General features: G+C 34.4%; 15 protein-coding genes. 11 read left to right on the top strand and 4 right to left on the bottom strand.

Annotated features, from left to right (window positions below; all coding sequences use genetic code 11):
• The first annotated feature begins 76 nt into the window (after window positions 1–76).
• The 7 genes from JMA43_RS09385 to JMA43_RS09355 all read left to right on the top strand — a co-directional run bounded on the left by JMA43_RS09385 (window position 77) and on the right by JMA43_RS09355 (window position 5,399).
• Complete coding sequence (locus JMA43_RS09385) at window positions 77–1,981, top strand: BatA domain-containing protein (protein WP_342156244.1); 1,905 nt, start codon at window positions 77–79, stop codon at window positions 1,979–1,981.
• Window positions 1,978–3,237, top strand: a complete 1,260-nt coding sequence (locus JMA43_RS09380; protein WP_342156243.1) for a dihydroorotase — start codon at window positions 1,978–1,980, stop codon at window positions 3,235–3,237. Before JMA43_RS09385 ends, JMA43_RS09380 begins: the two co-directional genes overlap by 4 nt.
• A 12-nt stretch (window positions 3,238–3,249) precedes the next feature.
• Window positions 3,250–3,579 (top strand): hypothetical protein, encoded by a 330-nt coding sequence (locus tag JMA43_RS09375; RefSeq protein ID WP_342156242.1) that lies wholly within the window; start codon window positions 3,250–3,252, stop codon window positions 3,577–3,579.
• A 12-nt stretch (window positions 3,580–3,591) separates the two neighbouring features.
• Entirely contained in the window at window positions 3,592–4,251 is a 660-nt protein-coding gene (locus JMA43_RS09370) for an alpha/beta hydrolase (protein ID WP_342156241.1), read from the top strand.
• 92 nt (window positions 4,252–4,343) lie between these two features.
• Window positions 4,344–4,730 carry an SMU1112c/YaeR family gloxylase I-like metalloprotein gene (gloA2, locus tag JMA43_RS09365; RefSeq protein ID WP_446719401.1) on the top strand — a complete coding sequence of 129 codons (387 nt, stop codon included), beginning with the start codon at window positions 4,344–4,346 and terminating at the stop codon, window positions 4,728–4,730.
• A 6-nt stretch (window positions 4,731–4,736) separates the two neighbouring features.
• Window positions 4,737–5,153, top strand: a complete 417-nt coding sequence (locus tag JMA43_RS09360; protein WP_342156240.1) for a thiol-disulfide oxidoreductase DCC family protein — start codon at window positions 4,737–4,739, stop codon at window positions 5,151–5,153.
• Window positions 5,154–5,159: 6 nt separating this feature from the next.
• Window positions 5,160–5,399 (top strand): CBU_0592 family membrane protein, encoded by a 240-nt coding sequence (locus JMA43_RS09355; RefSeq protein WP_342156239.1) that lies wholly within the window; start codon window positions 5,160–5,162, stop codon window positions 5,397–5,399.
• Here JMA43_RS09355 and JMA43_RS09350 read toward each other — a convergent pair.
• Window positions 5,391–5,990, bottom strand: a complete 600-nt coding sequence (locus JMA43_RS09350; protein ID WP_342156237.1) for a TetR family transcriptional regulator — start codon at window positions 5,988–5,990, stop codon at window positions 5,391–5,393. The two genes, JMA43_RS09355 and JMA43_RS09350, sit on opposite strands and share 9 nt — an antisense overlap.
• Before the next feature lie 168 nt (window positions 5,991–6,158).
• On the opposite strand from JMA43_RS09350, the gene JMA43_RS09345 reads away from it, so the two are divergent.
• From JMA43_RS09345 to JMA43_RS09335, 3 genes are all read left to right on the top strand, one after another.
• Window positions 6,159–7,388 carry an alkaline phosphatase family protein gene (locus tag JMA43_RS09345; protein ID WP_342156235.1) on the top strand — a complete coding sequence of 410 codons (1,230 nt, stop codon included), beginning with the start codon at window positions 6,159–6,161 and terminating at the stop codon, window positions 7,386–7,388.
• A gap of 114 nt (window positions 7,389–7,502) precedes the next feature.
• Window positions 7,503–10,601, top strand: coding sequence for a SusC/RagA family TonB-linked outer membrane protein (locus JMA43_RS09340; RefSeq protein ID WP_342156234.1), 3,099 nt, complete (start codon window positions 7,503–7,505; stop codon window positions 10,599–10,601).
• 4 nt (window positions 10,602–10,605) lie between these two features.
• Window positions 10,606–12,054 carry a SusD/RagB family nutrient-binding outer membrane lipoprotein gene (locus tag JMA43_RS09335; protein ID WP_342156233.1) on the top strand — a complete coding sequence of 483 codons (1,449 nt, stop codon included), beginning with the start codon at window positions 10,606–10,608 and terminating at the stop codon, window positions 12,052–12,054.
• Between the two features lie 39 nt (window positions 12,055–12,093).
• Here JMA43_RS09335 and JMA43_RS09330 read toward each other — a convergent pair whose 3' ends face one another.
• Complete coding sequence (locus tag JMA43_RS09330) at window positions 12,094–13,281, bottom strand: acetate/propionate family kinase (RefSeq protein WP_342156231.1); 1,188 nt, start codon at window positions 13,279–13,281, stop codon at window positions 12,094–12,096.
• A gap of 76 nt (window positions 13,282–13,357) precedes the next feature.
• Window positions 13,358–15,451: a phosphate acetyltransferase gene (gene pta / locus JMA43_RS09325; protein WP_342156230.1), complete on the bottom strand. Its 2,094-nt coding sequence runs from the start codon at window positions 15,449–15,451 to the stop codon at window positions 13,358–13,360.
• 196 nt (window positions 15,452–15,647) lie between these two features.
• Here pta and hutI point away from each other — a divergent pair, with 196 nt between their 5' ends.
• On the top strand, window positions 15,648–16,883 hold the full coding sequence (gene hutI / locus JMA43_RS09320) for an imidazolonepropionase (protein WP_342156229.1): 1,236 nt from the start codon (window positions 15,648–15,650) through the stop codon (window positions 16,881–16,883).
• A gap of 119 nt (window positions 16,884–17,002) precedes the next feature.
• Here hutI and JMA43_RS09315 read toward each other — a convergent pair whose 3' ends face one another.
• Window positions 17,003–19,012: a PorP/SprF family type IX secretion system membrane protein gene (locus JMA43_RS09315; RefSeq protein WP_342156227.1), complete on the bottom strand. Its 2,010-nt coding sequence runs from the start codon at window positions 19,010–19,012 to the stop codon at window positions 17,003–17,005.
• Window positions 19,013–19,019: the final 7 nt, after the last annotated feature.

The following is a 19,019-nucleotide window of genomic DNA, read 5'->3' as shown; positions in this document are numbered from 1 at the left end:
TTCTTTTTTTGATTATATTTCTTTCTACGGAATAGGCTTTAATTGTATATTTGAATGAAACTTATAACTTTTAGGAATGCAATTTAAACATCCAGAAATTCTATGGGCGCTATTTTTACTTATCATTCCAATTCTCATTCACTTATTTCAACTCCGAAAATTTAAAAAAGAAGCATTTACCAATGTTGCCTTTTTAAAACAACTTAGTTTACAAACACGCAAGAGTTCTCGTTTAAAAAAATGGTTGGTACTTTTAGCGAGATTATTAACATTGGCTTGTTTGATTTTTGCCTTTGCACAACCCTATTTTTCAAACAGAAACATACAAAACACAGCTAAAGAAACGGTTATTTACCTTGATAATTCGTATAGCATGGAAATGCAAGGCAATCAAGGTCCTATGCTACAAAGAGCGGTCAATCAGTTATTAGAAAACATTCCTAAAACCGAAACATTTTCGATTTTCACCAATACCGAAAGCTATAAAAATGTACAGCTTTCAGCTATAAAAAACGAGCTTTTAGCTACGCCGTACAGCGGTACACAATTAGATTTGAATGAGATTTTATTGAAGGGAAATCAAATGTTTTCTGAAAAAGATGCAGTAAACAATTTCATCGTAATTTCTGATTTCCAAAAGCGAACAGTACCAGAAAATCTTATAAATTCTTCTCCTTATTTTGTGCAACTAAAACCTGTAAATAAAGAGAATATTAGCATCGATACGGTTTTTATTAGTAAAACCAATGTTGATAATTATACGCTAGAAGTTGGTTTAACTGGTGAAACGTCGCAAACTATTCCGATTTCTTTGTTTAATGATGAAGTATTAATTGCAAAAACTACTGTAAACTTCACCAATACTTCTGGCACGGCAAGTTTTACAATTCCTGCAGAAAAAATAAAAGGAAAAATCACCATCGATGACCACGCCCTTCCGTACGACAACACTTTGTATTTTTCTATAAATGAACCAGAAAAAGTAAATGTGTTAAGCATCAACGAATCGGATGATGCGTATTTAAAAAGAATCTTTACGGATGATGAATTTCAGTATAAAAGTAGCACATTATCAACACTAAACTACAACGAATTACCTGAGCAGAATTTGATTGTTTTAAACGAATTAACAACAATTCCAACAGCGCTAAAAAACATCTTAACTGAAGTTCATAAACAAGGAGTTTTTATTTTAACTATCACTTCAAGTAAAAGTGATTTAAATTCATATAATCAACTATTTAAAAATTTAAACAACACTTCTTTTGAAAATCTTTCAGTAGCAGAAAAACAAATTACCAATATAAGTTTTAATCACCCACTTTTTAGTAATGTTTTTGAAGAAAAAGTAAGCAATTTTCAGTATCCAAAAGTATCGGCTAGTTATCCACTTTCTGGAACTTTTAACAATGTAATTTCATATGCTGATAGCACTCCGTTTTTAGCCGAAAACAATCGCGTTTATACATTTACGTCGTCATTAAATAAAGAGGGAAGTAACTTTCAGCAATCGCCGTTAATTGTTCCAACCATGTATAACATTGCCAAGCAAAGTATTTCGCTTCCGGCGCTGTATTACACTATTGGAAACTCCAATACTTTCAATGTAAAAGTAAACTTATTTAAAGACGAAATAGTTGCTATTGAAAACGATGAATCTTCTTTTATTCCGCTACAACAAAACTTTGGAAACTACACAAGCATCACTACTTCCGAAATGCCAAATACAGCTGGAAATTTTGACGTTTTAAAAGACAAAACACCTATTTCAATGGTGAGTTACAACATCAACAGAAACGAAAGCGATTTAAATTATCTCGATATCAATACAATCCAGCCTGAAAAAAGTTTTAAAGACATTGCTTCGGTTTTTAAAAATGTAAAAAGTGAAAACAATGTCGATGAGCTTTGGAAATGGTTTGTTATTTTTGCATTGATATTTTTATGTATCGAACTGCTCATCCTAAAATATTTTAAATGAATATCCTTGTAAAGTCGGCTAAAATAATAGCGCCCAACAGTGAGTATCACCTGCAAACAAAAGACATTCTTATTGAAAACGGAATGATTTCTAAAATTGATGCTTCCATCACTCCCAACAACGAGACAAAAGTTATTTCATACGACAATCTTCATGTTTCTGAAGGTTGGTTTGACAGTAGTGTAAGTATTGGGGAGCCTGGGCATGAAGAACGCGAAACTATTGCAAACGGACTCCAAACAGCGGGATTAAGTGGTTTTACGGGGATTGCTGTGAATCCAAACGGATTTCCAATTGCCGACACCAATGCCGATATCGGATTTTTAAAAGCAAAAGCCTTTGGAAAAGCAACAGACCTACACCCTATTGGCGCTTTAACTATTAAAAGTGAAAGTGTAGATTTGGCCGAACTTTTTGATATGAAAAATGCAGGAGCAGTTGCTTTTGGCGATTATCAAAAGCCTGTTTCGAATCCGAATTTGCTAAAAATTGCTTTGCAATATGCCCAAAATTTTGATGGTTTGGTGCTTTCATTTCCGCAGGAAAATAAAATAGCTGGAAAAGGAATTGTAAACGAAGAAGTTAATGGTACACGACTCGGACTAAAAGGAATTCCCGCACTGGCTGAAGAATTACAAATAGCGCGCGATTTATATATTTTAGAATACACAGGCGGGAAATTACACATTCCAACCATTTCAACCGCCAAATCGGTTAATCTTATCAAAGAAGCCAAAAAAAAAGGCTTAGATGTGAGTTGTAGTGTTGCCATTCATAATTTAGTTTTAACCGACGATAGTTTGGTTGAGTTCGATACAAATTACAAGGTTTTACCTCCGTTACGTACAAAAACGGACACAGAAGCTTTAGTGAATGCATTAAACGAAGGTGTTATTGATTTTGTAACATCCGACCACAACCCACTTGACACCGAACAGAAAAAGGTTGAGTTTGACCATGCCATGTACGGGACTATTGGGTTAGAAAGTGCTTTTGGAGCTTTACAAAATGTTGTTACTACTGAAAAAGCAGTTGAATTATTAACAACTGCTAGAAAAAGGTTCGGCTTAACTTCCGAAGGAATTAAAGAAGGTGTAAAAGCAAATATTACTCTTTTTAATCCTGATGAGACTTATACTTTTTCTGAAAAACACATCCTTTCAACATCCAAAAACAGTGCTTTTGTTGGAGCAGAATTAAAAGGAAAAGCCTACGGAATAATTGCCAACAACCAAGTTTTAATTCAGGAAAATTAAAAAAACTAACTCATGGAATCAAATATAGAAAGTGAAGGAAAAGTTACAGCAATTATTGGCTATTTAATGCTTTTAGGCGCTGTTATCGCTATATTTATGAACTTAGACAAACAAAATCCTTTTGCTCGATTTCACATCCGCCAAGGATTTGGACTGAGTATCACATTTCTTCTTTTAGGTTATTTAGTTGGAAATTTTGATTCGTGGATGATTTCATCAGCATTTTACCTTTTCATTTCCATTTTATGGATTTATGGTTTTATAGGAATGCTACAAAATAAATATACCGAAGTTCCGCTACTCGGAAAGTATTTTCAGCAGTGGTTTACGTTCATCAAATAAAAAATATTCGCTTTGCAAACACAAACACTTTCTTTACAACATATCATTAAAGCACCAAAAAACACAACAGAAAATGCGCCTGTTTTGTTTATGTTTCACGGTTACGGAAGTAATGAAGAAGACCTTTTTTCTTTTGCTTCGGAATTGCCAGATGAACTTTGTATTATATCTGTTCGTGCGCCCTACGATTTAATGCCGTATGGTCATGCTTGGTATGCAATACATTTTGATGCTGAAGACGGAAAATGGAGCGACGATGAACAAGCCAAACAATCGAGAATATTGATTGCCAATTTTATCGATGAAGCTTGTAAAGCCTACAACCTTGATAGCAATAATGTTACTTTATTGGGTTTTAGTCAAGGTGCCATATTGAGTTATGCAGTAGCACTATCCTACCCTGAGAAGGTGAAAAATGTAATAGCATTAAGTGGTTATATAAACGAAAATATTTTTGCTGAAAATTATAAAACTAAAGACCACAGTTCAATCGATTTTTACTGTTCGCACGGAAGTGTAGACCAAGTAATTCCAGTGGAATGGGCTCGTAAAACAGCCCCATTTTTAGAAGCATTACAGGTAAAACACACCTATGAAGAATTTCCAGTTGGTCATGGCGTGGCTCCACAAAATTTTTACTCGCTTTTAAATTGGTTGAAAGAAAGAAGTTAGTAAACAAGAAAGAACTTGCTACATTTTGGTCTTGAAGAATTATTATAACTTACACTAAACGAAGCTAAAACCGTTTTACATTATATATTAAATTGCTAAGTAAAATTCACCATATCGCGATAATTTGTTCTGATTACGAAGTATCTAAACGTTTTTATACTGAAGTTTTAGGACTTAGCGTTTTACAAGAAGTGTACAGAGAAGAGCGTGATTCGTATAAACTAGATTTGGCACTAAACGGAAACTACATTATTGAGTTGTTTTCTTTTCCGAATCCACCAAGTAGAGTGTCAAGACCTGAAGCTACTGGGTTGCGCCATTTGGCATTTCAAGTAACTAATTTAGAGTCGGCTGTAGCAAAACTTCAGCAGTATAATATCAATGTAGAGCCTATAAGAATTGACGAATTTACAGGAAAACGCTTTACTTTTTTTAACGACCCCGATGATTTGCCAATCGAATTATACGAGGATAACTAATAATTTATGGAACTAGAGAGCGGAAAAAAAATTGTACTTTTTGATGGTGTTTGCAATTTGTGCAATAACTCAGTTCAATTTATTATAAAACGAGACTCAAAGGATGTTTTTCGTTTTGCTTCTTTACAAAGTGAATTGGGAAAACAACTTTTGGCAGAAAGAAACATAAATCCAGTCGAAACAGATTCCATTGTATTAATCGAACCTGGTGTAGCATATTACACAAAATCTTCTGCAGCTATTGAAATTGCAAAGGATTTAGGCGGATTTTGGAGTTTGCTAAATGTATTTAACTACATACTTCCAAGCAGTATTCGCGATAGTGTTTACATTTTAATTGCAAATAACCGCTATAAATGGTTTGGTAAAAAGGACGAATGCCCTATCCCCACTCCAGAGCAACAAAAGAAGTTTATAGGTTAGTTAGCGATGGAGATACATAATATAATTGGTTGGATTGGAGCTTTACTTTTTATCATTGCTTATTTTCTTTTAAGTATTGAAAAACTTTCAGCAAAAAATAAAACTTATCATTTACTTAACATTTCAGGAGCCGTTTGCTTGGTTATAAATGGACTTTATTTGTCGGATTATCCAAATGTCGTTGTAAATTTAATATGGGGAATAATTGCTTTTTATGCAGTTTTTAAACTAATAAAATCAAGATAAGTCTAACAAATTTACTGCATAGGTAACATAAATATTTACCTGTTTTTTATACGATTCTTCATTTTCATTAAATAGCCCTAAGTAGTAATATCCACCATCTATAAGTGCAAAAATTACTTCGGTAACTTCATCAATATTATTGTTTTTAATGACTCCGTTTTGATGTGCTTCTACCAATTTTGCTTTTAAAACTTCATGCAACGACTCTAAATATTGTTTAAAACTACTATTAAACTCGGGCTTTCTATACACTAAAGCATAACAGCTATAAAACACTCCATCGTCAAAATATCGATTCCATTTTCTTGAAAATAAACTAGTTATAAAATTTCGTAAATCAGCTTCAGAAGTTATTGAACCACCTTCTTTAGAGCTTACAATGTTAAGATGACGTTCCAGAATATATTCATTTAAACCAATCAGTAAATCGTCTTTCGTTTTAAAGTAATGCATTATTAGTCCGTTACTAATACCCATCTCATCACCTACTTTGGCAATCGATGCATTTTCAAGTCCAATTTTTTTGGCAACGTTATAAAAAGATTTTATGATTTCTTTTCTACGCTGATCGGTCATGCTTTTTCTTCCCACAAGAATGTTTTTTTAACAAATATAGTATTTACAAAATGTAAAAATTCTCCTCCATTTTTTCTAACACTAAAGATACATTAAAATAAAGTTTTATTAATTGAACGTTCATTCAATTTATAATTCAATAAAATAATTTTACCTCAGCCAAAAAACTTAAAAAAACACAAAATGAATTTAAAAAAACAACTTGTTATACTTTGTTTCGCAATTACAAGTATAACTGTTGCTCAAAACAAAAAAGCAGTTTTTATTATTGTTGATGGTATTGCACCAGATATGCTTGAGAAAACTGCCACCCCAAACTTAGATAAGTTAAAAGATATAGGGAGTTTTACAGAAGCTTATGTAGGTGGCGGAAAAGATACCTACACAGAAACACCAACAATTTCTGCAGTTGGATACAACAGTTTACTTACAGGTACTTGGGTACATAAACACAATGTATTTGGTAATAGTATAAAAAAACCAAATTACAACTACCCTACTATTTACAGATTGTTTAAAGACCAATATCCAGCCAAAAAGACAGCTATATTTTCAACTTGGTTAGACAACCGCACAAAACTTGTTGGGGAAAATTTAGAAGCTACTAGAAACATAAAAGTAGATTTTGCTTTTGACGGTTTTGAATTGGATACGGTAAACTTTCCACACGATAAAGCACGACAATTTATTAAAAATATCGACACTAAAGTAGCTACAAAAGCAGCAGATTACATCAAAGAAAATGCACCTGATTTGAGTTGGGTTTATTTAGAATTTTCAGATGATATGGGTCATGGATATGGTGACAGTAAACAACTGTACGATGCTATTACTTTTGAAGATGAACTTATTGGAAAGGTTTTAGAAGCTGTAGAATACAGAGAAGCAAATACCGATGAAGAGTGGTTACTTGTTATTACTACAGACCACGGTAGATCGGAAAAAGATGGTAAACATCACGGAGGTCAAACTTACAGAGAACGCAGTACTTGGATTGCTACCAATTATAAAAACACGAATGAATATTTTAAAAACTATACTCCTGGGATAGTTGATATTTTACCTACGCTAACAGACTTTTTAAATATTGAAGTTCCTGAGGACACTCAGTACGAGTGGGATGGAGTTTCATTAATAACTCCAGTAGATGCCATTAATTTAAAAGGTTCAAAAAAGAAAAACACCATCAATCTTCAATGGAATAATATTTCAAATAGCAACGAAGAAGCTGAAATATTAATAAGCACTACAAACCAATTTAATTCTGGAGGAAAGGACAACTACATAAGTGTAGGAAAAACAAAGCTTTCAGCAGAAAAATTCAGCATTAACACAAAAGATATCCCAAGTGACTTTTACAAAGTGGTTTTAAAAACAAAGAACAACACATTAAATACCTGGATACTAAAATAACTAAACTAAAAAGGAAGCCTAAGTGATTTGAATATATCAGCAAGAAAACTTTGCTCGATATTAATTTTAATCGTTTACGGTTCCATGTGACCATTAAAACAAGAAAACAAACACATGAAAAAAACAATTACCTTATTATTATTTGGTTGCCTTACAGCGCTTGGTTTTTCTCAAGAAATCATTCGAGGTACCATAACAGATGTTAATGACGTACCTCTGGGGGGCGTGAGCGTTAGCATTGCAAATACACAAAAAGGAACAGTAACCGACTTTGATGGAAATTATGAAATTGAAGCTTTAGATACCGACACCCTCGTGTTTTCATACATTGGGTTTTTAGTGCAAAATATTGCTGTAAATAACCAAACTACTATCAATGTTGTTTTACAAGAAAATACAGAGCAATTAAGTGAAGTTGTAGTAACAGCTTTAGGAATTAAAAAAGAGAAAAAAGCACTTGGATATGCCGTTCAAGAAGTTGACGGAGAAAGTTTAGAGAAAGCAAAAGAACCAAACTTTGTAAATTCTCTTTCGGGTAAAGTAGCTGGATTAACAGTTAAAAATTCAACAGATTTATTTCAGAATCCAGAAATCAACCTACGTGGTGCGAGTCCGTTATTAGTGATTGATGGTATTCCAGACCGAACAACAGATATTTGGAAAGTAAATGCTGATGATATTGAAAACATCAGTGTTTTAAAAGGGGCTACGGCATCTGCTCTATACGGTTCTGTTGGTAGAAATGGTGCGATTATGATTACCACCAAAAAAGGTAAAAAAGGTAGACTTACTGTTACTGCCAATAATTCGACAATGTTTCAACCTTCATTCACTAGAGTTCCAGAGGTGCAAACTACCTACGGAAATGGTAACCAAGGAAACTACGCATTTATTAACGGAAGTGGATCTGGTACCGAAGGTGGTGGATGGATTTGGGGACCAAAGCTAGACCAAATTGATCCTTCTACTCCTAGCGGATATTTCGAAACGCCTCAGTACAACAGTCCTGTCGACCCAAATACTGGCGAATTAATTCCTATTCCATACGTGTCTAGAGGAAAAGATAATATCGAGAATTTCTTCAGAACAGGAATTATTCAATCAAACAATGTTAGTGTTGATTGGGGAAGCGATAAAGCTAGCTACCGCATGTCGATTTCTAATGTGTATCAAAAAGGAATCGTACCAAATACCGACCTGAAAAATACTTCGTTTACTGTTGGAGGATCTTTAAATCCTTCAGAAAAATTCAACATCAATTCTACCTTAACCTACAATAAACAATACACAAAAAATTTTCCAGAAGTAGGTTACGGCCCAACCAATTACCTTTATAACCTTATTTTATGGACTGGTGTTGATGTTGATGTAAACGACCTAAAAAACTATTGGAGAGAAGGCGAAGAAGGTTATCAACAAAGACACTTCAACGTTTCTTACTATAACAATCCTTATTTTCAGGCATACGAATACTTAAGAGGATATAATAAAGACAATGTATTTGGAAATGTAAGTTTTGAATATAAAATAACGCCACAATTAAGTTTTAAAGGACGTAGTGGTGTGAATGTTTATAGCTTGTACCGAACTTACAAAGAACCTAAAAGTTACATTGGATACGGAGATAAATCGAGAGGAAATTTCTCGCTACAAGACACTAATTATTTTGATATTACGAGCGATTTAGGATTTAAATATAACAACGACTTAACGGAAGACATTTCTATTAATGCTGAAGTAGCTTACTCAAACTACTACAGAAACTACACATTTCATCAATCGGCTACCGATGGATTAAACATTCCAGGGTTTTATAATTTAGATAACAACTCAGGAAGTACCCTTTTTGGTGAAAATTTACTTGAAAAAGAAACCATTCATAGTTTTTATGGGTTTGTAGATTTGGAGTTTTATGATGCTTTCTATCTAACTTTCACTGGTAGAAATGACAAGGTTTCTACACTTCCAGAAAGTAACAACTCCTTCTTCTACCCTTCTATTTCGGGTTCGGTAGTACTTTCTACTTTATTCGATTTACCTTCATGGACTTCATTTGCAAAACTAAGAGGTTCTTGGTCTAGAGTTTCCGAAGGAAAAATTGACGAAAACGATCCGTACAGTCATATTCAAGCATACGAAAAAGGAACTAGTTGGAACGGAACTCCTTCAGCATATTTTGGGAGTTCTTTACTAGCACAAAATTTAAAACCAGAAACTTCAGACACTTGGGAAGTAGGTACCTACCTTCGTTTTTTCAATAACCGCATCGGGTTTGACTTTGCCTACTACCAGTCTAGAGATTACAACAATTTAATTTACAGTCCAATTTCTGAAACATCTGGGTATAACAGTCTCTTACTAAACGGAGATGTTTATAAAAGAAAAGGAGTTGAATTTACCTTGGATGTTACTCCTGTAAGAAATGAAAACTTTAGATGGGATACGCAAATCAATTTAAGTAAATACAGAAGATACCAAGAAGAAATTTATGGGAATAAAGAGCAAACAGAAGGATTTATCAATGTTGGAGATCGTACCGATGAGATTTACGCCTCTGTTTACCAAACTAACGAAAACGGTGAAGTTATCTATGAAAATGGTTTCCCTGTAGTTGATCCATATAGTAGATATATTGGCTATGACGAGCCAGATTGGACTTACGGTATCTCAAACAACATAAACTATAAAAACTTTAATCTGTCATTCTTATTCGATGGTCGTATAGGAGGACTCATGTACTCATCAACCAATCAAAAAATGTGGTGGGGAGGTACTTCTCCTGGAACTGTAAACCAATATCGAGATGATGCTAATAATGGAGAAAGTACATACATCGCGCCAGGTGTAAAAGTGGTTAGCGGAGAAGTTACCTACGACGTTAACGGAAATATAACTAGCGATACGCGTACCTATGCACCAAACGATGTTCCTGTTAATTACATCAATTTTATGCAAACTACAAGTAATGGTCAAAATAGGAATTACCATTATTACAAAGAAACATTTATAAAACTTAGAGAGGTTACGTTAACTTATAACTTCGGAGAAAGTGTTTTAAACAGCACTCCTTTTACCGATTTAAGTCTTTCGTTAGTTGGTAGAAACTTATGGTTGTCTTCAGACATTCCAAATGTAGATCCAGACTCAGGAACCGACAATCTACAAGCGCCATCTACTAGAAATATAGGATTTAATATCAACGCAAAATTCTAAAAAAATGAAAAACACTAAATATACTTTACTTCTTTTACTAACTGTTTTGCTTGTAAGTTGTAGTAAAACAGAAGACTTACAAGACGATGAAAATAGAGCAACTAATGTAAGTCCAGAACTTATTTTAACCAATGTAGAAACAGCAGCTTTTAACAACATTAGTTTAAGTGCTGGTTTGGCTTCGAGATATTTGGCTTACACAAACGGTGTAAATTCTAACCAATATTACAATTGGCAAAGATCGAGCTATGCAATTTACGACGATTTAAAGCAGGTTCGTAAAATGACAGAAGAATCGATTAGAACTGATGTTGAAGTTTACCAAATACTGGCAAAGTTTTTTAATTCGTATTTTATCGTTTCATTGACAGAAACCTTCGGCGATGTTCCATACACAGAAGCTATCAATGCCGACGAAGGAAATTACACACCTGCATACGATACCCAAAAATCGATTTATTTAAAAGTGTTGAACGACCTTAAAACGGCTTCCGATCAATTAATTAATAATAACGAAACCATTCTTGGAGATGTAGTTTATGGCGGAGATAAATTAAAGTGGCGCAAGCTAATCAATTCATACTACTTAAGAGTTTTGATGAATTTATCAAAGAAAGAAGCAGACTCCGATTTAAACATCAAAAGCAGATTTAACGAAATCTTCAGCAATCCTTCAAAATATCCGCTGATGGAAACTAATGAAGATAATGGAGCACTGCATTTTTATAACATTCAAAATAACAGATACCCGCTACAAAATGATAACGACCTACAAACTGCTTATTATTTAGAAGAAAGTTTTGTTGCAAGGTTACAAGATTTTGAAGATCCAAGATTATTTGTTTTTGCTGAAAAAAAATCGAGCGCAAGTAATTTATCTGAAACAGATTTTGATGCTTACGGAGGTTTGTACGGCAGCGGAGATTTAAATGAAAATGTATCTAAAGCTGTAAGTGGTGAAGCTTCTAGAGTTCACCCACGTTATTTTACCGATCCAGAAAACGAACCAAGTTTGCTGATGAGTTATGCTGAATTAGAATTTATTTTAGCCGAAGCCTCTGTACGTGGGTGGATCAATTCTTCAACAGATGAGCATTATAAAAAAGGAATTGAAGCTTCCTTAAACTTTTATAACATTACTGATACCGATGCGTATTTAAACAATTCTAAAATTCAGTTAAATAACGGAAATGAAATTAAATCAATTTTAACACAAAAACACATCGCGATGTTTTTAAATACTGGTTGGCAAATTTTCTTTGAACAAAGAAGAACTGGTTTTCCAGAATTCAATACCAATGGCGCAGGAATTTTAAACAGTGGGAATATTCCAACTAGATGGATGTATCCTGCCAATGAAGCTACAAATAATAGCGAAAACTTAACCACTGCTATCAATAGACAATTTCCGAATGGAGATACTATAAATGGAGAAATGTGGATTTTAAAATAGTCAATAAAAAAGCCTCGTTTAAAACGAGGCTTTTTTATTTTAACTTATCAACCCATAACAATCTTTTGCAATTTCGAGTTCTTCTTGCGTTGGAATTACTAACACTAAAACTTTAGATGTTTCTTTACTTATTATTCTGTTTTCAGACGATCGAACGTTGTTTTTATAATCTTCTAGTTCAATCCCTAAATAACTCATATCGTCACAAATAAGTTTTCTAAGCACACTACTGTTCTCTCCTATTCCTGCAGTAAACACAATGGCATCTACCCCATTCAAAGCTGCTGCATAAGCACCAATATACTTTTTAATACGGTAGGCATTCATTTCTAAAGCCATTTGACATTCGCTGTCGCCTGCTTCAGCTTTTTCTTCAATAACACGTAAATCGCTATATCCAGTAAGTCCTAACATTCCACTTTTCTTATGCAAAATATTATTGACTTCATCTAAATCATAACCAAGTGTATTCACCATATAAAAAATAATAGACTGGTCGATATCTCCACTACGCGTCCCCATTATGAGTCCGTTTACAGGAGCAAATCCCATTGAATGGTCGATACTTTTTCCGTTTTTTACAGCGGTAATACTGCATCCGTTACCTAAGTGTACCGTAATAAGTTTTGATTTCTTTTTACTGATAAAATCCTTAGCCTTCTCCGAAACATATTTATGGCTAGTTCCATGGAAACCATACACACGAATTTTATTTTCATTTAATAATTCCTTCGGAATAGCATAACGATGCGCTTTTTCTGGAAGCGTTTGATGAAAAGCAGTATCAAAAGCAGCAATTTGAACTGTGTTCGGAAAAACTTCTTCTGCAACTTGAATCCCTGTATAATTATGAGGATTGTGTAGCGGCGCTAACGAAAAAAGTCTTTTGATGGTACTTTTTACTTTATCATCAATTACAATAGTTTCTGCAAAATCTTTTCCTCCGTGCACAACTCTATGCCCTATTGCATCAATATCTTCAATACTTTTAATCGCTCCTTTTTCTTCATCTAAAAGCATTGCCGCAATCTTCTTCAAACCAACTTCGTGACTCTCGATAGGCATGGTTTCAGAAAAATTCATTTTTTTAGATTTATAATGAAGTGCTGCATTCTCCAAACCAATTGCTTCCACCAAACCAGAAGCTACAACCAGTTCTCCTGGCATTTTTATCAGTTTAAATTTAATAGAGGAACTTCCAGAATTGATGACTAATATTTTTTTCATTTTAGCTTTAAATGTTTCGTACAGTTACTTTTTTCTCTTAATATATGGTTTCTCTAAATGAGATTTTCTTTCTTATTTACAGTCCTTGTGCCTGAATTGCAGTAATGATTACGGTGTTAAAAATATCGTCTACCGTACATCCTCTACTCAAATCGTTTACAGGTTTGTTTAAGCCTTGCAACATTGGTCCAATTGCCAATGCTCCAGTTTCTCTTTGCACTGCTTTGTAAGTGTTGTTTCCTGTATTCAAATCAGGAAAAATTAAAACACTTGCTTGTCCAGCTACTTCAGAGTCTGGTAATTTACTTTTCCCTACCGTAATATCTACGGCAGCATCGTATTGTATTGGTCCTTCTACTTTTAAATCTGGACGTTTTTCTTTTATTAATTCGGTTGCTTTTCGAACTCTATCCACATCGGCTCCTTTTCCAGATGTTCCAGAAGAATATGATAACATCGCTATTTTCGGTTCTATTCCGAAGGCTTTGCTACTATCGGCAGATGAAATTGCAATTTCTACCAATTCTTCTGCTGTTGGATTTGGATTGATAGCACAATCGCCAAAAATAGAAACACGGTCTTCCAAACACATAAAAAAGATAGACGAAACTACAGACACTCCTGGCTTTGTTTTGATAAACTGTAAGGCCGGACGAATGGTGTGTTGTGTGGTGTGAACCGCTCCAGATACCATCCCGTCGGCATGACCTTTGTAAATCATCATGGTTCCGTAGTAAGAAACATCGGTCATCCAATCGCGAGCAATGTCCATATTTACATTTTTGTGCTTGCGAAGTTCGTAAAATGTTTCGGCATAATCTTCAAAATATTTCGAAGTTGCTGGATTGATAATTTCTATTTTACTCACATCTACTTGAAGTCCTAAATTTGCAATTTTTTCTACAATCTTAGTCTCTTCTCCCAAAAGTGTAATATCTACAATATCTATTGCCAACAAACGTGCTGTGGCTTGTAAAATTCGGTCGTCAGTTCCTTCTGGTAGTACAATTCGTTTTTTCTCTTGACGTGCTTTTGTAACCAAACCGTACTGAAACATACGCGGTGTAATTCCTTTCGGTTTAAAGTTGATTAAACGTTCGGCAAGGGTTTCAATCGATACATATTTTTCAAAAGTACTTATGGAAGTTTCTATCTTCGGAATACTATCGGCATAGATATTCGATTTAATACTTCCAACCTGATTGGTAACATTGAAAGTTCCTCCTTCAACAGAAACAATTGGCACTACTTGCGACAATCCATCGATAAGTTTCAAAATAGGTTCTTCGGGAATTAATCCTCCCGTTAAAATAATCCCCGAAACTCGCGGATAATTACTCGAAATATTTGCTTGAAGAGCGCCCAAAATAATATCGGCTCTATCTCCAGGAGTAATTACCAAACTGTTGTGTTTTAATTTGGTAATATAATTTCTAAGTTGCATCGCTCCTACACCAAAACTCCCCGTTTGATTATCTAGAAACTCTTTTCCAAACAATACTTTTCCGTCTAACTCTTCAACAATTTCTTTTATTGTAGGGTGTGCAAGCGTTTCAATACTTGGCACAGCAAAAACTTCAACGTCAGTAGGAAGAAAATCTTTTAAAACTTGTTTTGCTACGGAAAGATTATCTGGCGTAATTTTATTGGCAATTAATGCCATTACATTTACATCTTTATTGATGAATGAATGATAGGCCAATTGCATACTTCCAGCTAAATCTTCTTTAGATTTGTTAACACCGCTAGCCACCAATATAGCTGGTAATCCTAAGTTTTTGGCAATTAACACATTTACGTCAAATTCAAATACACTTCCTTCTCCAGAAAAGTCAGAACCTTCAACCAAAATAAAATCAAAACGCTCTTCCAAACGTTTGTACTTTTGGATAATCGTATCGATAATCTCTCCCGATTTTCCTTTGTTTCGCTTCTGAATTACTTCGTTACGTGTAAAAGCATACGCATCTTCATACGCTAAATCGACTCCAAAATATGAAAGTACTGTTGATATATGGTTGTCTTTCCCTCCTTTTCTGTCCTCACTAATTATAGGACGAAAGTATCCAACTTTAGCTGTTTTTCCGAGAAGTGTTCGCATTAAACCGAGAGTTACCAACGATTTTCCACTATCAGACTCTAAAGTTGCAATATAAATACCTTTGTTCATGCTAAATTATTATGTTATTTCTAAATCTTTTTCTTCAATAAAGCCACTAAAACAAGTGTTTTAATGCCTCTATAGATTTGTTTGAAATAATTATTTAATAAGTATGGGGGATAGTTTGCTTAATTCACTACAAAATTACAGTATAAAAAAGTGCTATCCTAAATGTTTTAATACCTTTAACGCTCAAATTAATATTATGAGGTCTTTATACATAAATATAAAAGAATTATTACAAGTTAGAGAAGAAAAAACTGATAAAGTGAGTGGGAAATATATGAGAACACTTCCAACACTTAAAAATGCTTTTCTGCTGATAGAAAATGATACAATTATTGATTTTGGAGAAATGAAAAATGCTACGGCAATTGAAGCAGACAAAATCATAGATGTTTCAGGAAAAATAATTTTACCTTCTTGGTGTGATAGTCATACACATATTGTTTACGCTGGAAATCGGGAACAAGAATTTGTAGACCGAATTAACGGACTCACCTACGAAGAAATTGCAAATAAAGGTGGCGGAATTTTAAATTCTGCAAAGACGCTCGCAAACACTTCCGAAGAAGAATTATACCAACAATCTAAAAGTCGTTTGGAAGCTGTAATGCAACTCGGTACAGGTGCGGTTGAAATTAAAAGTGGCTACGGTCTCACTGCCGATGCAGAACTCAAAATGTTACGCGTGATAAAGAGGTTGCAAAACGAATACCCTATTGCTATTAAAAGTACATTTTTGGGTGCGCATGCTGTTCCTGCTGAATTCAAAACCAATAAAGATGCTTATGTAAGAGAAATTATTGAGCACATCTTACCGCAAGTTACAAAAGAGAATTTAGCAGAATATATTGACGTATTTTGTGAGGAAGGTTACTTTTCTGTAGCCGATATGGAAGCTATTCTCGAAGCAGCAAAATCGTACGGACTTACACCAAAAGTACATGTAAACCAATTTAATGCTATTGGTGGTGTTAAAGCTGCTGTAAAACACAACGCTTTAAGTGTAGACCATTTGGAGATTATGCAAGAGCAAGATATCGAAGCACTAAAAAACACCAATACCATGCCCGTAGGTTTACCGCTTTGCTCCTACTTTTTGAGTATTCCGTATGCACCTGCTCGTAAGATGATTGATGGCGGACTCCCATTTGCACTTGCAACCGACTACAATCCGGGGTCTTCGCCTAGCGGAAATATGAATTTGGTGGTTGCAACGGCTTGTATAAAAATGAGAATTACTCCAGAAGAAGCTATTAATGCGGCTACGATTAACGGTGCCTACGCAATGGGACTTTCTGAAACTCACGGAAGTATTACCAAAGGAAAAAAAGCAAATTTTATAATTACTAAAGAAATTCCTTCGTACGGATATTTACCTTACGATTTTGGAAATAACAACATCGATACGGTAGTTTTAAACGGAAAACAGCTTTAAAAAAAAGGCCCCTATCGGAAAAAACCTTTAGGGGCCAAGCCTTACATTTTTTATCTATCTATCTATCTATCTATTATGAAAGGCTTTTATGATGCTTTTGGTAAGAGAGCTTGTAAATTTTACTTCACCCACAACACCCATTTATCATCAAAATATGTATTGTTTACATTATTACGTTGCAAACTTTTTATCGTAAGATAACGATTTGCTTTGTATAAATAAACATAGTAATAATTATTTTCTGGGTTTACAAAATATTCTGGTTCAAAACCATTGCTTTTTAGCTTGTTTAAAAACCTATCGAAATAATGTTTTTGAGAGAATACATTTACTACCAAATAAAATCCTTTTTCAACGCCAGGCGCACTATTAATGGTTTTGTAACTTACATCTTCGCCAAAAATTTCGTTGGTAACCGCAGTCGAATCGATTGTCTTAGTATCTATTGTTTGTGCTAATGAATCCGATTTTCTTAGGAATTCTTGATATTCAGCTTCAATTTTATCAGCTTCTGTTTGTGCTGTTGTTTTTTCTACTGAAGGGTTTTCTGCTTGCTGAACTTCTTCTTCACTAGAAGCTACATTTGCATTAAAACTTGCTTGCGCCTCTTTCGCATAATCTTCGGCATCCGCATCGTAAAGTTTTACGCCTTCTTCTGATGTTACTGTTGCTTTTCGTTCTACTTCTTCGGATAAAGTTTTCTCAGTTTCTTTCGCCTGCTCCCCACCATAAACAGCATATGAGGTTTCAGTTTCAGCAGTTGTAGTTGGTAAATTATTATCTTCTGCTGAAGGTTGATTTTCAACTACAGTTGTTTCTTCAGTTAAAGTTTTTTCTTCTTCAATAACTTCTGCTTTACTTTGCTGAACAGCTATTGCTGAAGCTGTAGTAGTTTCTTCTGAAATACTTTGCTTATCGCTTTCAGGTTTGTTTTCAACAACTATATTTTCTTCCGAAGTATTTTCATTTGTTTCAGTTTCAGTTTCAGTTTTTGAAACTTCTCCTCCATACATTGCATATTTTGAAGTAGCATCATCTGTAGTTTCTGCTACTGCAACTTCCGTAGTTGTAGTAATTGGTTCGTTGGCAATTCTATCGGAAGCTTCTTCGCGTCTTCTTCTAATTTCTTCCGAAGTAATATACGCCTCTTCATTTACATTTTTAGAAACGGTGGCTTTACCACCACTTGGCGCAGGATTTTTACGCATTTTTCGAGGACCCAATTCAATAGTTGCGATAGCTTCGTAGGTTGCTCCAAATGCGTTATTACTCTTGGTTGTTCCTGTTTCATAAACAACTCCAATGCTAATTCCGTCGCCAATTTTAACTCCAACACCTCCAGAAATACCAAAAGTTGTGTTGTACCCTGCTTGTAACCAACCTGTGTAAGGCAAATCAATCATGGAGTTGAATCCGAATTGAAAATCTTCATTGGGTTGGGTTTTTCCGTAGACTAAATTTCGCCATTGCGCATCTTCCATAAACCCTATGGCATTGTCAAAAGACTTGGTATAACCTATTTGCCCTGAAAATATTTTATCTGAAAAATCAGTAACAGTATTCGAATCGTTAAAGTTATAATCGAAGATATTTTCAGCATAAAAACCAACATCAAAACTATGTATTGATAAATTAATTCCTGGCATCACAAGCATCAAAAAGTCGTCTTGATTTTCTAAAACAACAGGATCTGGATCGGTAGAACTTATAGCACCTTTGTTTAAGCCTCGACGAAAAAGTGTTGTGTTTAAACCGAAAGTCATGGTAACGGCTTCAGAAAACTTTGCGCCATAAGCATAGTTTAAAATCAATCCAGAATCTACAAGTAATCCTAGGTTTTGTTGATACAAACCAAGTCCCGCACCAGAGTTTTTACTTACACGCCCCGAATAGCTTATTAAATAGGTTTGCGGAGAATTCTCAATTCCAGTCCATTGAATTCTACTCCAAAAACTCACCGCTTTTGTATCGTTTCTTACAAAGCTATATGTTGGGTTTACTAAAAACTTATTGTATTTGGTAAGGTTGTGTTGCCTCCAATCGACAATGGCGCTAGTATTTTCCACCTGAGAAAATAGCACATAGGTAGCTAAGAGCATACCAATAGTAAGCAGGTTTCTTTTCGTCATACGGAAC

Source organism: Joostella sp. CR20 (genome assembly GCF_038433465.1).
GTDB lineage: Bacteria > Bacteroidota > Bacteroidia > Flavobacteriales > Flavobacteriaceae > Galbibacter.
This window is presented reverse-complemented; position numbering and strand designations above follow the sequence as displayed.